Genomic DNA, 13,182 nt, shown 5'->3' on the forward strand with positions numbered 1-13,182 from the left:
TAAAATGGAAAATAAATTTGTTCCAGGTATTATTATTGGTGCTATCGTTGGTGGAGCTGCTACTTTAGCAGATAAATCAACACGTAATGCATTAGTACAATCATTCAAAGACATTAAAGAAGGTAATCGTTCTCGTAAACCTTCTAAAATTACTTCAATTAAAAATGAAGTATTGTATTGGAAAGATACAATTGAAGAAATTCGTCGTAATAATCCAGAATTAGAAAAATCAATTAAAGATGCTAAAGATACATTTGTAAATTGTAAAAACAATCGTCTTAGCTAATCAAATATAATTGACAGAAAATAAAGGCAAAATTCCTTTTTACTTAGGTAGTTTTGCCTTTATTTTAGAATTAATTTTTAAGGAGACGCCTATGTCAAAAAAAAATCAATCAAACTCTAAGTACCTTAACTCTATTAAGGAAAAAGAGACAGAAAATAAAGAGAAAATAAAGGTTGATCGTACATACGTAGAACCTCAGGAATTTCAATCAAAGAAGCCTAAAAAAGATAAACAAGTTTTTTTCGTTTCTAGATTAAATAAACCTGCAAAATATACTAAAAATTCTAATTTTTTATCTTATCTTATTTATCGTATTGGTAAAGATGATGCTTCAGGTTTAGCGGCTCAAATGACGTATCACTTTGTATTAGCTTTATTCCCAATGTTAATCTTTTTATTAACTTTATTACCATTATTCCAAATTGATCCTCAGCAAATTAAAGACTTAGTTAGTCAAAATGCTCCTGCTGAGACTGCTGATGTTGTTACTAAAATTTTTAAAGATATTACAAGTAACTCTAGTGGTAGTTTATTATCAGTCGGTTTGATTTTAGCTATTTGGTCAGCATCAAATGGTATGACAGCAATTATGAATTCATTTAATGTTGCTTATGATGTTGAAGATGCTCGTAATCCTATTGTTCTTAAATTATTAAGCATTTTGTTTACAATTGTTATGGCTATTGTATTAGCTATAGCTCTAACATTACCTACATTTGGTAATTTTATTAAAGATCATCTATTTGGTCCGTTAGGTTTAGATCAACAAGTCGCTTGGATATTTGATTTAGTGCGTATATTGTTACCACTTATTGTTATTATTATTTTATTCTTAACATTATATTCAGTAGCACCTAACGTTAAAACTAAGTTTAAATCTGTATATCCTGGTGCAATCTTTACTTCTATTGTATGGTTATTAGGATCATTTGCATTTGGTTGGTATTTATCTAACTTTGGCAACTATTCTAAAACATATGGTAGTCTTGCTGGAATCATCATTTTATTACTATGGATTTACATTACATGTTTCATTATCATTATTGGTGCTGAAATTAATGCAATTATTCATCAAAGACATGTCATTAAAGGTTCTACACCTGAAGAAGCTGCCTTAAAACATGATGATAATAATGAAAATCATTACAATGAGAATACAAAATATGAATACGATTCTACAGCATCATCTAAATATGAAAAAAATTATGATGTGGATCCTACACCCAATGATAAACATAGTGAACAAGACTCTTTTGTTGATAAAATTAAAGATAAATTTGATAAAGATAAATAGCTATAGAAAAGAAAACTTTTAACGAAAAACCTCCTTATGAGATAGTCATTTTTTGACTTCTTTATAAGGAGCTTTTTATTATTGAATTAAATTATGTTGGAATGCATAAATAACCGCTTGTGTTCTATCTTGTACCTCTAGTTTACTTAAAATATTACTCACATGTGTTTTTACTGTTTTAATTGTAATATGTGAAGCACTGGCAATTTCTTGATTAGAATAGCCTTTAGCAATTAATAACAATATTTCCATTTCACGTTCAGTGAGCATTTCATATAATTCTGCTTTCTTCTTCATTCTATTTCTCATTTTTACTAAAACTTCTGGCTCGAATACAGATTCTCCACGATATGTTTTTCTAACTGCTTCTGCAATATCACTGGCACTTGTCGTTTTTAATATATAACTATCAACCCCTGCATCAAGTGCTCTATATACTTCTTTATCTTCTATAAAACTTGTTAACATGACTACTTTGATATGAGGCAAATCTTTTTTTATTTGTGTCGTCGCTTCTACACCGTCCATATCATTCATTAACAAATCCATTAAAATTAAATCAGGATTTAACGTATGTGCTTTTTCAATTGCCTCTTTTCCTGATGATCCTTCTCCTACTACTTCAATATCAGATTGAGTAGATAAATAACTTGAAATACCAATTCTAACCATTTCATGATCGTCTACAAATAATACTTTAATCGTCATATTAACCCTCCTCTTTCGTTAAAGGTGCTTTTACCTCTATTCTAGTTCCTGAATCTGGTAGAGATACGATATGAAACGTTGCACCTATTTCTAATGCACGTTCTCTCATATTTTTCAATCCATAACTTTGTTCTACTTTTTCATCTACGTTAAAGCCTTTACCATTATCTTGAATTCTTAATAATAAATAATCTTGATGATTAAATAATTCGACTGTCACTTTAGTTCCATCAGAATGTCTTAATGTATTTGAAATTGCCTCTTGTGTAATTCGAAATAGATGATCTTCAATTCCTTTAGGCACTTTAAAATCTTGTATATCATAAATGACTTTCATAGGTACTTTCTTTTGTAAATCAATGACTAAATCTTTAATACCTTCCCCTAATGATTTATCCTTGAGTCCTAAAGGTCGCAAATGTAGTAACAGCGCTCGCATCTCTAATTGAGATTCTTGTATCATTTTCTCAAGTACTGGAATTTGTTGGTTAAGGGGTGGTTCTAGTTCTGTTTCTTTTATCGCTGATAACATCATACTTGCTGCGAAAAGTTGTTGACTTACTGAATCGTGTAATTCCCTTGCTAAACGCTGACGCTCATCTTCTATAATTTTTTTTACTTTAATGTCATTCATATTGTAGTTTTCATTTGTTAAATTTTGAGTTTTGATTCTTAATCGCTGTAATTCTTGATTTAAAGGCACTAACATTTGATAAATATCAATTGTTTCATTATATAGTTCTATGTTTTTATCATTAATACCTACCGTTTCACCTTCAATGGCGTGTTCAATTTGATTCTTTATCCAATCATTTTGCTGATTTATTTTATAAGCTAATACAGAGCCAACGATAATACAAAGTAAAATAATCACTAAATTAAGAAATAGAAACACAGGTATACCAAATATTTGAGTATAGAACATTCCTTGAAAATATATAATATTTACAAAAACTTTATCTATAAATAAAAACGCAGTTAGCATGCTATACACTAAAATAAGCATGGATCCTATTGCTCTTAAATAGTGATTCATCGATAAATCACCTCAACATCACCAATAAATGTTGATACATATATATTTACACTATAATTTTCTTCTTTCGGTTTTTCTTCTACTTGGACATGATTATTTTCTACTTTATATGCTTCTCCATTTATATAAGCGGTACCATAAAATGATGCCATGTGAAGATTAATATTATAATTAACTGGAACAATCAGTTGTACTTTACCTAAAATATGTCTAACTACAATCGTATTATTTTCTTTGATGTTTGCTGCTTTTGTCATATCAATATGAATATCTCCAACCCCATGTTGAATTTGCACATCTTCCCATTTATATACATATACTGGAGTACGTTGTTCACCTAGCCAACGTTGTTTAATAAATTGAGGAGAGGTCACTTCTTCTTCCGAGGCCACAATCTTCAAAGGTTTAAATTTAAAAACTAAGTATCTAATAATGATTATTACTAAAAATATAAATAAAATAATAATCGTATATTTGTTGGATAACAAGGTAAACGCTATGAGTAGTGCTCCTATCCAAAACGCCAATAACCCTCTTACTTTATGAAAGTAAAGGTACCCTACATAAATTAATATACATCCTAATAATAAAATAAATAAATATCCAATTTTTTCAAAAAAGATGTAATAAAAGTTAGCGATAATCATTAGCGCTGTAAAAATAATTAATAATTCAGTAGATATATATTTACGTGTCAATGTGTCGCCTCCTGATTTTAATTAAGCTACATAACTCATTTGTTCAATTATTGCATATTGTTCTTCTGCAGCAATACGTTCTTTCGTACAACGATGAATACTAGCTTCAATTTTGGCATAATATGCTTCAAATTTATCTAATCGTTGTTTTAATAAATCTATTTCATTATTATGAACTTCCTGAGCATTCTTTATATTGTACATATTTATCATATCAATATACTTATTCTCTAGTGTAGCAGATAAACTGTCAATTAAAGTATTGATTTTTTCTTTTTTATTTTTTAAATATTTTATATATCGTTCCATACTCTGAAGCTTATCATCTAATAATGAACGATAATCATTAATATTATTTTTTATAATTATTTTTAAAAAGTGTTGTAAATATAAATCTAAATAATTCATAGAACCACCTCGTTGTTTACTAAACTTTATTATAAATGAGTGAAATCTTACTTAATATAGTCCTAGGAACCATTTTCTTCTCATACTTAAGTACGATTAATTTTAATTTAAAAATAAGGATATGAGTTGAATACCATTAAGAAGAGTGATTTAAGATGGTGTCCATATATTTTAAACATTATTTTACTTCACATGTTCGAATTTAGTTTTTCATTTATCGCTGATACTAACTATTTATTATTTGGTGTTGTGTTTTTAAAGTCTGTTCTTTTAGGTGTTTCAGTAAAATGAGTATTTTGTAATATTGTTCAGTCGATTCACTTTGACTAATTAAGCTATATTTTGGTAGCTTTATTTTTGATTACATGTTTTATGTCCACTCTTATTTGGAAATTTGGCAAAGTAGAACAACGTTGGTCATAAAAAAGCCTAAGACATCATTGTTGTCTTAGGCATAGAAATTGTCTTTTTTCACTTATCCAGAAACTTTATGTTCCGGACTCTTTTTAATATACTAACAATTCTTGAAAATACATTTTATCACAAGTTTTTTCAACATCATCAGAGACGCTGAATCCCAACATAGAGACGTTCTTTATGGAACATCTCTATGTTGGGGAATCATTATCAGTATGGGACGACGACATCAAAATGACTTCTTTTCAACTTCATTTTTCTTAATCAATTTTTGTTGTTAACATCGGACCATCTTTCGTAACAATGACAGTATGCTCAATTTGGGCCACAAAGCTTTTATCTTTAGTTTCAAATGCCCAGTCATTTTTGCCTTCAGTAACAAATGTTGCTTTAGATGAAATAAAAGGTTCTACTGCAATGACTACGCCTTCTTTTAAAAGCGTCTTATCTTTAGGATCATAATAATTCATAACATGACTTGGCGCTTCATGTAAAGATTGTCCTACACCATGACCTGTTAAATTTTTAATAACAGTTAAATCATTTTTACGTGCTGTAGCATGTACCGCTTTACCAATATTACTTAGTTTTGTACCTGGTTTTACTTTAGCCATTGCTGCATCAAATGCTTCAAGTGCTACATCACATACTTTTTGTTTTAAAGGGTTATCCGCTTCTCCTACTACAAAAGAAATGCCAGTATCTGCATAATATCCATTTTTTAATGCTGAAACATCTATATTAACTAAGTCCCCTTCACGAATAATACGTTTACCAGGTATTCCATGAGCGACTTCTTCATTAACACTAATACAAGTTTGACCTGGGAATTTTTCATCATGAATAGGTGCTGAGATTGCACCATGTTCTTCAAATAATTCTTTAGCGATATTGTCTAATTCTTTTGTAGTAATCCCAGGTTTAGTTGCTTCTTGCATTGTATCTCGCACTTTTGCACATATATATCCTATTTCTTTTAACGCTTGTAATTCTTCATCTGTTTTTACAATCATATTATCCCGTTCCTTTTTAAAAAATATTCCACCTTATTATACCAAAAATTTTTTGATATACTAAATAAGAAATGTAATATCTACTGACTTGATGTCTCACTACATCAAACTTGATATTAAACTTATTCTAACATTATAATCATCACGTTCGTTCTTTGAGAGGATTTAACAATATGAATCAATGGTATAAACATATTATAGGCGCTAGAACAATAAAAACGGGGCTAGCTACTTTTCTAACAACTTTATTTTGTTTACTATTAAACTTAACTCCTATATTTGCAATTTTAACAGCAATTGTTTCGATCGAACCAACTGCTAAAGCTTCTTTACGAAAAGGTTATCGTCGACTTCCTGCTACCGTCATTGGTGCATTGTTTGCAGTTATTTTTACGTATATTTTCGGCGATCAATCTCCATTTACTTACACCTTTAGTGCTATTTTTACTATTTTAGCGTGTACGAAATTAAATCTCCAAGTTGGTACAACTGTTGCAGTATTAACTTCAGTTGCTATGATACCTGGTATTCATGAAGCCTATCTTTTTAATTTTTTCTCAAGACTTTTAACAGCTTTAATTGGTCTAGTAACTGCTGGATTAGTAAATTTTTTCGTATTACCGCCTAAATATTATCATCAAATCGAAGAGAACTTAATTCATTCAGAAAATAATTTGTATGAACTATTCGCTTCTAGATGTCATGAATTATTATTAGGAAAATTTGATTCAGATAATAGTAATACATCATTAGCAACCTTATCTGATATGAATAAAAAAACAGATACTTTAATGAATTATCAACGAGATGAATTACGCTATCATAAAAATAACGAAGATAAATGGAAACAATTAAAAGATATGTCAAATAGAGCATATATTGATAGACTTCTTGCTACACATTTATCAAATATTATTTATTTACCAAAAAACGTAAATATTTGTTTTACTACTGAGGAAAAAATGGCAATTATAAAAATTAGTAATAGTATCAACAATATCCCTTTAGATGGAGTTTTTAAAAGAGAATCTAAATCTATATCTACTTTAAAATCTTCAGTCAAAATACTAGAAGAATTCGATAAGAATCAAATTAAGAGTCACGTTATTTATGAAATTTTACTTATCTACAATTTACTAGATAATCGATTTGTTAAAGCATAAAAAAAACGTTGGATGAATTGAAATAATTCAAGTCATCCAACGTTTTTATTCTTTTTCTGAACGTTCAATAATAACATATTTCGCCGCTTCTTCTTCAGTGTTATCTAATTGTTTTGGTGTAAATGGAATTCCTTTACGTTCACATGCCTTCTCTAATAAATAATCAGTAAGTTCATGATTTTTCGGTAATATAGGCCCATGTAGGTAAGTTCCTAATAAGTTTTTATAATGTATACCTTCTTTTTTATCATCATCATTATTACCATACCCGGTTACTACATGACCTAATGTATCAAAGTTATGATATGTACGACCACCGTGATTTTCAAAACCTACTATTGTTCCAAATGTATCACTTTTAATTACGATATCTCCTGTTAAACGATCTGTTTTTGACTTTGTATAAAAGTCTAAAATTCCAAGTCCTTCTAACTCTGTACCATCAGGAGTAATATATTTAGTACCTAAAAATTGATATCCACCACAAATGGTTAAACCTGGCATTCCATCTTCTATTGCATCTTTTAATATAGTTTTAATTTTACTTAACTCTTTAGTAGCGATACTTTGTTCTCTATCACTACCCCCACCAATAAAGAAAATATCGCAATTTTCTAATGTAACTCCCTCAGTTTCATTAATTTCGATAACTTTTAAATTAATATTGCGTTTTTTTGCTCTCTGTTTTAAAGCAATAATATTTCCTATATCACTATATAAATTTAATTTGTCCGACATAAAATGAAAAACTGTTAATTCGTACATATCTAACGTCCTCCTGCAAATGAGCGATTAAGTTGTTCTAACATAGGTGAAAGTGATGTATAATTTGGAATCGCTACTGTAAAGCCTGCATAATTCATAGTTAAAGCTGTAGCTTTATAAATATCTTTCTCTAAAATAATTGGAACATCTACTTCAGCTAATTTCAGTCTAAGTTGTAATTCTTCTGCTCTTGTACCCGTTACAATAATTTTTTCTATATTTTGATTACGTAACTTTTCAAAATCCGCATCGTAAATCCAAGATGTATCTCTGCCATCAGCAGCATTATCATTCAGACTGATAACATATACTTTTTTTTCTTTAAGTTGATCTCCGACTGATAGACTCACATTCATGCCAGCAGGATTTTTAGCTAAATTAATCATTGCTTCTTTTTGACCACGCTTAAAGTATTGCATTCGACCATTATTTGAAGTGTATGTTTTAAATCCTTTACGAATTGCATCATTATTTAAGCCTAACTCTTTTAATACTGAATATGCAGCAAGTGCATTAAAAGCATTAAAATCACCAGCAATTTTCATTTCAAAGTGCGCATCGTTCACATCCATATCAATAAATGGTTGCACCTCAAATTGTGAAACTTCATATTTAGGTGTTTCACGCTTAAATCCACATTCACAATGATAATGTCCTAATTGATTATAATGGGTATAATCATAAGTTAATAATCTACCACAATTCGGACAATATTTACTTTCATTCATAGTACTTTGTTCAAATTCATGTGCATGGGCTTTCATTCCGTAATATACAATTGTATCACTCGCTATTTTCAAACGACTTACAAATGGATCATCGGCATTTAAAATTAATTTAATTCCTTTATTACTAATTGATTTTGCAATATTATTAACCATAATATCAATTTCACCAAATCGATCCATTTGGTCACGAAAGAAATTAGTAAATACCATCATTGAAGGTGTAACTTCTTTTAATACTTTTGGAATTGAACCCTCATCAATTTCAATGACCGCTACTTTAATATCTTTTACATTTTTCATGATGAATGCCGAAGTAATTCCAGCAGCCATGTTAGCACCTTCATTATTATGTATAATTTCAATATTATTTGCTTTTAAAGTGTGCCCAATCAAATTGGAAGTTGTTGTTTTACCATTTGTTCCACTGATAAAAACAATATCATCAACTTGTGAAGCTAACTTTCGTAAAATATTTTGATCTACTTTGCGAGCAATTTGACCTGGTAAATCAGTTCCTTTTTTTCCTGCTGCGATACTTATCTTGCGTGCTAGTTTAGCCAAGTGTGTTGCTGTCCATTGTCTCATGTCTTTCCTCCTCGCATAATTCACTCGAGTAATTATATCATGTATCTAAAGTAACAAAAAATATTCTCAATTAAAAGTAACAAAATACACTTCTAATTATAACTTTTTCCCTTTAAATTCCGTATCTATTTTTTACTCTGTTATCTATAGATTATGAAAAAAGCAATTATTTATATTTAAATCGTACTTTCTGTTAAACTGTGAATAATTCATTTTAAATATTTAGAAAGGAATATAGAATGCTTAAAAATTCATTTATAGCTTTGGATTTTGAAACTGCAAATAAAAAAAGAACAAGTATTTGTTCTGTTGGCATGGTAAAAGTAGTAGATAACGAAATAGTCGAAACGTTTTACACGCTTGTTAATCCTCATGACTATTTTTCGGAAACAAATATTCATGTTCATGGTATTCATCCTGAGGATGTTAAAGGTGCGCCAGATTTTAAAGAAGTCTTTCCATATATGTTGCAATTTATAAATCAATTACCCGTAGTGGCACATAATGCTGCTTTTGATATGGGTGTATTACATCAAAGCTTAAAACATTTAAACATAGCTGTTCCCTCACTTACCTATTTCTGCTCATATCAACTTGCTAGACGTACGATCAAAGCTTATCGATATGGATTAAAACATCTAATGAACCATTACAACTTAAATTTTCATGGCCATCATGATGCCCTGAATGACGCAAAAGCTTGCGCAATGATTACTTATAGATTATTAAAACACTATGATAGCTTACAAAGTGTGCTTCAATTTCATGGTAAAAATTTAAAAGATAGAAATAGATAATTTAAAACATCTTATCTATTTCTATCTTTAAATGAAATCATAAATGGTCATATTTTGATATGTTGATTGCTCTAGATGACCTACTGTAACACCAATTAATCTGATAGGTACATCAGGGTCTTTTAATTCATGATATAAATCATAAGCTATATTATAAATATCAATGTCTTTACTTACCGCTTCTCTCAAACTTCTTTGTTTAGAATAAGTTTCAAAGCGATGCGTTTTAATTTTGACAGTAACTGTTGTGCCAGACTTTTGCAATTGAGTTAATCGTTCAGTTGTTTTACGAGAAAGTTCCCATATTTTTTGTAGAATCTCTTTATCATCATTAATATCTGTTGAAAAAGTACGTTCGGTTCCTACTGACTTACGAATCCTACTTACTTTTACTTCACTATCATCAATGCCTCTTGCTTTTTGATAAAGTCCTCGTCCTTTTTTTCCAAACCAGCGAATCAATTCAAATTCCGATTTGCTATATAAATCTTTACCAGTATAAATATCATGTTCATGCATGATTTTTTTAGAAGCTTTTCCAACGCCTGGAAAATCACCTATATCTAAGTTCATTAGTATGTCATGCACATTCTGATAATGAATAACCATCATTCCATTAGGCTTATTCATTCCACTAGCTAATTTAGCTAAATATTTATTATAAGAAACACCAGCAGAAGACGTTAAACCTGTTTTATTGAAGATATCTTTACGTATGTTTGAAGCAATTTTTGATGCTGATCGATGAGGTTTAACTAAATGAGTAATATCTAAATACGCTTCATCTAGTGCTAAAGGTTCTACAATTTCAGTATACTGTTTAAAAATTTCCATTATCTTACTTGAAACTTCACGATATACATCAAATCTTGCTCTAACATAGTACCCATTTGGACATAGTTTATGTGCTTGCGACATAGGCATTGCTGAATGAACACCATATTTACGTGCTTCATATGAAGCGGTTGAAACGACTCCTCGATGACTTGCTTTTCCACCTACAATGACAGGTTTTCCTTGTAATTTAGGATTATCTCTCATTTCTACCTGAGCGTAGAAACAATCCATATCAATATGAACGATTCTCCTTTCTGTCATTGTCTCACTCCTTTTTAAATAAAATAAGCCTCAATACTATTATACTGCACCCTAAAAGAAAACACTTTATAAATGCATTTATAATAATATTAAGACTTATGCAGATGTTTATTCATAGTCATTATTTATAGATATAGGCAAATGATGATACATAAAGATACCTTCATCAGTAGAACGAATATATTTAAATTTGTTAATAATTGTTATACCTGCTAGATATATATCAATCAAACAATATCCGATGTGTATGCTTGATATAAATATAATAGAAGAGTAAGCAAAGTGGTAAAATGAAATCATTAACCCTATTGTAATGATTACTAATGGTGCAAGCATGACTGCACAAAATTGCCATTTATTAAAGTATTTAGATGACAAATAAATGAGCAAAATTCCATTTTTATATTTAAATTGTGGTTTCTGTCCTTTAGAAAAGATAAAAAATAAACATTTATGTATTAATTCGTGAATAATTAATACTCCAATAAAACCAAGTATTCCATAAATGACATTTGTCAAAAAACGTTGTTCAATAATATCAACATAATTAACTGCCCACTTATATGTAAATAAAATTGCAAATAACATCATAACAACTTGAATGGTAAGTAATTTTGATATTTTGATTCGATTGTGTGATAAATCAATTTTGTGCATCTGTCAACCTCCACTCATTTCACTAAAACTCTTTCATAGTATACATGTAGAAGTGTTAGAATGAAAGCGATTATAAATAACTTAAACCCTTTGTAATCTTATTTTAATAAACTTCTCCTCATTTACTTTAATTTAATTACACTGTTTTTCTTTCGAATAAGGCCACAGTTTCAATATGTGTTGTATGTGGAAACATATCGACTGGTGTTATTTCTTTTAAATGATATAGATTAGCTAAAAGTTGAGCATCTCTTTGTTGTGTTGAAGGATTACATGAAATATAGATAATGCGCTTAGGGGCTAACTCTAATAATGTTTCTATAAAGACTTGATCGCATCCTTTTCGTGGAGGATCGACCATGATAACATCAGGTTCTATTCCTTTTTGTTTCCATTCAATTATCACTTCTTCTGCTTTACCACATTCGAACGTTGTATTATCAAAATGATTAATTAAAGCATTTTGCTTGGCATCTTCAATAGCTGATGGCACAATTTCGACACCATATACATGTTTAGTCACTGGTGCCATGTAAAGCCCAATCGTTCCTATACCACAATATGTATCTAAAACAATTTCATTTCCACTTAATTGAGCATAGTCAATAGCTTTCTGATATAATTTTTCTGTTTGAACAGAATTAATTTGATAAAACGATTGATCACTAATTTCAAAAATAGTTTCACTTAACTTATCTGTAATTTTATCTTTTCCATATAAAGTCATCGATTGCTTACCCATTATGACATTTGAATGTGAATTATTAATATTTTGTTTAATACTTGTTATGTCAGGATATACCTCTGTTAGTCTATGTACTAGCGTTTCAGCTTCTTTAAATTTAGAACCATTTGTTACAAATATAATCATAACTTCATTTGTATAATGACTTGTTCGAATGACTACATGACGTAATAACCCTTTTTTATTTTTTTCATTATAAATGCTTACATTCAATTCATTTAACCACTGTTTTATATCATTCATTAGTTCTTGTTGTTTTTCATCTTGAATTAAGCAACTATCCATATCAATGATGTCATGACTTCTTTGACGATAATATCCCATTATCGTTTTATTATTTTTATCTTTACCTACAGGAAGCTGGGATTTATTTCTATACCGCCATGGATGATTCATACCAATAGTATCGTGAATCACTGTTTCCTCTAATTTCGCCTTTTTATGAAATAAATTAACAACTTGTTGTTTTTTCATTTTTAGCTGAGATTCATAAGACATATGTTGTAACTGGCATCCTCCACATTTCTCATAATATATACAAGGAGGTGTTACTCTTTGCTCACTTTGTTTTAGTACTTTTAATAGTTTACCAATAGCAAAGTTTTTCTTTACTTTAATTACCTTAAACTCTACTTCTTCATCAATTAACACATTAGGAACAAAAATAGGATAACGATCTAATTTAATCACACCATGTCCTTCATGCGTTAAATCTATCACTTTTCCTTTTATTACATCATTTTTATTAATCATCACTATTATTTTTTCACTCCATATGAAAAAG

The 13,182-nt window shown here is 29.4% G+C and carries 14 protein-coding genes and 1 pseudogene; 5 read left to right on the plus strand and 10 right to left on the minus strand.

Annotated elements, in window-relative coordinates; genetic code table 11:
- Positions 1-4: 4 nt before the first annotated feature.
- On the plus strand, positions 5-286 hold the full coding sequence (locus HMPREF2561_RS03440) for a hypothetical protein (RefSeq protein WP_070468340.1): 282 nt from the start codon (positions 5-7) through the stop codon (positions 284-286).
- A 91-nt stretch (positions 287-377) separates the two neighbouring features.
- On the plus strand, positions 378-1,580 hold the full coding sequence (locus HMPREF2561_RS03445; protein WP_017175227.1) for a YihY/virulence factor BrkB family protein: 1,203 nt from the start codon (positions 378-380) through the stop codon (positions 1,578-1,580).
- Positions 1,581-1,658: 78 nt separating this feature from the next.
- On the opposite strand, the gene vraR is transcribed toward HMPREF2561_RS03445, so the two are convergent.
- From vraR to HMPREF2561_RS03465, 4 genes are read right to left on the minus strand one after another with little or no spacing between them, the layout of a single operon-like run.
- Entirely contained in the window at positions 1,659-2,288 is a 630-nt protein-coding gene (gene vraR / locus HMPREF2561_RS03450; RefSeq protein WP_002450048.1) for a response regulator transcription factor VraR, read from the minus strand.
- Between the two features lies 1 nt (position 2,289).
- A complete protein-coding gene (locus HMPREF2561_RS03455; protein WP_017175228.1) occupies positions 2,290-3,324 on the minus strand; it encodes a sensor histidine kinase VraS in 1,035 nt (344 codons plus the stop codon).
- A complete protein-coding gene (liaF, locus tag HMPREF2561_RS03460) occupies positions 3,321-4,022 on the minus strand; it encodes a cell wall-active antibiotics response protein VraT (protein WP_017175229.1) in 702 nt (233 codons plus the stop codon). The genes HMPREF2561_RS03455 and liaF overlap by 4 nt, the downstream gene beginning before the upstream one ends.
- 21 nt (positions 4,023-4,043) lie before the next feature.
- Complete coding sequence (locus HMPREF2561_RS03465) at positions 4,044-4,430, minus strand: hypothetical protein (RefSeq protein ID WP_017175230.1); 387 nt, start codon at positions 4,428-4,430, stop codon at positions 4,044-4,046.
- Between the two features lie 330 nt (positions 4,431-4,760).
- Between HMPREF2561_RS03465 and HMPREF2561_RS10965 the strand changes: the two are divergent.
- Positions 4,761-4,853, plus strand: a pseudogene (locus HMPREF2561_RS10965) (hypothetical protein); the annotation flags it as partial.
- A 254-nt stretch (positions 4,854-5,107) separates the two neighbouring features.
- Here HMPREF2561_RS10965 and map read toward each other — a convergent pair.
- Positions 5,108-5,860: a type I methionyl aminopeptidase gene (gene map, locus HMPREF2561_RS03470; RefSeq protein ID WP_049382583.1), complete on the minus strand. Its 753-nt coding sequence runs from the start codon at positions 5,858-5,860 to the stop codon at positions 5,108-5,110.
- Between the two features lie 173 nt (positions 5,861-6,033).
- Between map and HMPREF2561_RS03475 the strand changes: the two genes are divergently transcribed.
- The gene (locus HMPREF2561_RS03475) at positions 6,034-7,023 is read left to right on the plus strand and encodes an FUSC family protein (RefSeq protein ID WP_017175232.1); all 990 of its coding nucleotides are present in this window, start codon (positions 6,034-6,036) and stop codon (positions 7,021-7,023) included.
- A gap of 45 nt (positions 7,024-7,068) precedes the next feature.
- Here HMPREF2561_RS03475 and HMPREF2561_RS03480 read toward each other — a convergent pair whose 3' ends face one another.
- Positions 7,069-7,788 carry a lipid II isoglutaminyl synthase subunit GatD gene (locus tag HMPREF2561_RS03480; RefSeq protein ID WP_017175233.1) on the minus strand — a complete coding sequence of 240 codons (720 nt, stop codon included), beginning with the start codon at positions 7,786-7,788 and terminating at the stop codon, positions 7,069-7,071.
- Between the two features lie 2 nt (positions 7,789-7,790).
- Positions 7,791-9,101 (minus strand): lipid II isoglutaminyl synthase subunit MurT, encoded by a 1,311-nt coding sequence (locus tag HMPREF2561_RS03485; protein ID WP_049415628.1) that lies wholly within the window; start codon positions 9,099-9,101, stop codon positions 7,791-7,793.
- A gap of 239 nt (positions 9,102-9,340) precedes the next feature.
- Between HMPREF2561_RS03485 and HMPREF2561_RS03490 the strand changes: the two genes are divergently transcribed.
- Positions 9,341-9,898: a 3'-5' exonuclease gene (locus HMPREF2561_RS03490; protein ID WP_017175235.1), complete on the plus strand. Its 558-nt coding sequence runs from the start codon at positions 9,341-9,343 to the stop codon at positions 9,896-9,898.
- 27 nt (positions 9,899-9,925) lie between these two features.
- Here the strand turns inward: HMPREF2561_RS03490 and dinB are convergent, their stop codons facing one another.
- From dinB to rlmD, 3 genes are all read right to left on the minus strand, one after another.
- Positions 9,926-10,996: a DNA polymerase IV gene (gene dinB, locus HMPREF2561_RS03495; RefSeq protein ID WP_070468342.1), complete on the minus strand. Its 1,071-nt coding sequence runs from the start codon at positions 10,994-10,996 to the stop codon at positions 9,926-9,928.
- A gap of 108 nt (positions 10,997-11,104) precedes the next feature.
- Positions 11,105-11,653, minus strand: a complete 549-nt coding sequence (locus HMPREF2561_RS03500) for a DUF3267 domain-containing protein (protein ID WP_017175237.1) — start codon at positions 11,651-11,653, stop codon at positions 11,105-11,107.
- 136 nt (positions 11,654-11,789) lie between these two features.
- Entirely contained in the window at positions 11,790-13,151 is a 1,362-nt protein-coding gene (gene rlmD, locus HMPREF2561_RS03505; RefSeq protein ID WP_070468361.1) for a 23S rRNA (uracil(1939)-C(5))-methyltransferase RlmD, read from the minus strand.
- Positions 13,152-13,182 lie beyond the last annotated feature (31 nt).

Origin of the sequence: Staphylococcus sp. HMSC069E10, from assembly GCF_001809205.1 — a bacterium.
In the GTDB taxonomy this organism is placed as follows: domain Bacteria; phylum Bacillota; class Bacilli; order Staphylococcales; family Staphylococcaceae; genus Staphylococcus; species Staphylococcus hominis.

What these genes read in the sequence shown, in the direction of transcription:
- HMPREF2561_RS03440 (WP_070468340.1), top strand. Translation starts at nt 5, where the DNA reads ATGGAAAATAAATTTGTTCCAGGTATTATTATTGGTGCTATCGTTGGT.
- HMPREF2561_RS03445 (WP_017175227.1), top strand. Translation starts at nt 378, where the DNA reads ATGTCAAAAAAAAATCAATCAAACTCTAAGTACCTTAACTCTATTAAG.
- vraR (WP_002450048.1), bottom strand. Translation starts at nt 2,288, where the DNA reads ATGACGATTAAAGTATTATTTGTAGACGATCATGAAATGGTTAGAATT.
- HMPREF2561_RS03455 (WP_017175228.1), bottom strand. Translation starts at nt 3,324, where the DNA reads ATGAATCACTATTTAAGAGCAATAGGATCCATGCTTATTTTAGTGTAT.
- HMPREF2561_RS03465 (WP_017175230.1), bottom strand. Translation starts at nt 4,430, where the DNA reads ATGAATTATTTAGATTTATATTTACAACACTTTTTAAAAATAATTATA.
- map (WP_049382583.1), bottom strand. Translation starts at nt 5,860, where the DNA reads ATGATTGTAAAAACAGATGAAGAATTACAAGCGTTAAAAGAAATAGGA.
- HMPREF2561_RS03475 (WP_017175232.1), top strand. Translation starts at nt 6,034, where the DNA reads ATGAATCAATGGTATAAACATATTATAGGCGCTAGAACAATAAAAACG.
- HMPREF2561_RS03480 (WP_017175233.1), bottom strand. Translation starts at nt 7,788, where the DNA reads ATGTACGAATTAACAGTTTTTCATTTTATGTCGGACAAATTAAATTTA.
- HMPREF2561_RS03485 (WP_049415628.1), bottom strand. Translation starts at nt 9,101, where the DNA reads ATGAGACAATGGACAGCAACACACTTGGCTAAACTAGCACGCAAGATA.
- HMPREF2561_RS03490 (WP_017175235.1), top strand. Translation starts at nt 9,341, where the DNA reads ATGCTTAAAAATTCATTTATAGCTTTGGATTTTGAAACTGCAAATAAA.
- dinB (WP_070468342.1), bottom strand. Translation starts at nt 10,996, where the DNA reads ATGACAGAAAGGAGAATCGTTCATATTGATATGGATTGTTTCTACGCT.
- HMPREF2561_RS03500 (WP_017175237.1), bottom strand. Translation starts at nt 11,653, where the DNA reads ATGCACAAAATTGATTTATCACACAATCGAATCAAAATATCAAAATTA.
- rlmD (WP_070468361.1), bottom strand. Translation starts at nt 13,151, where the DNA reads ATGATTAATAAAAATGATGTAATAAAAGGAAAAGTGATAGATTTAACG.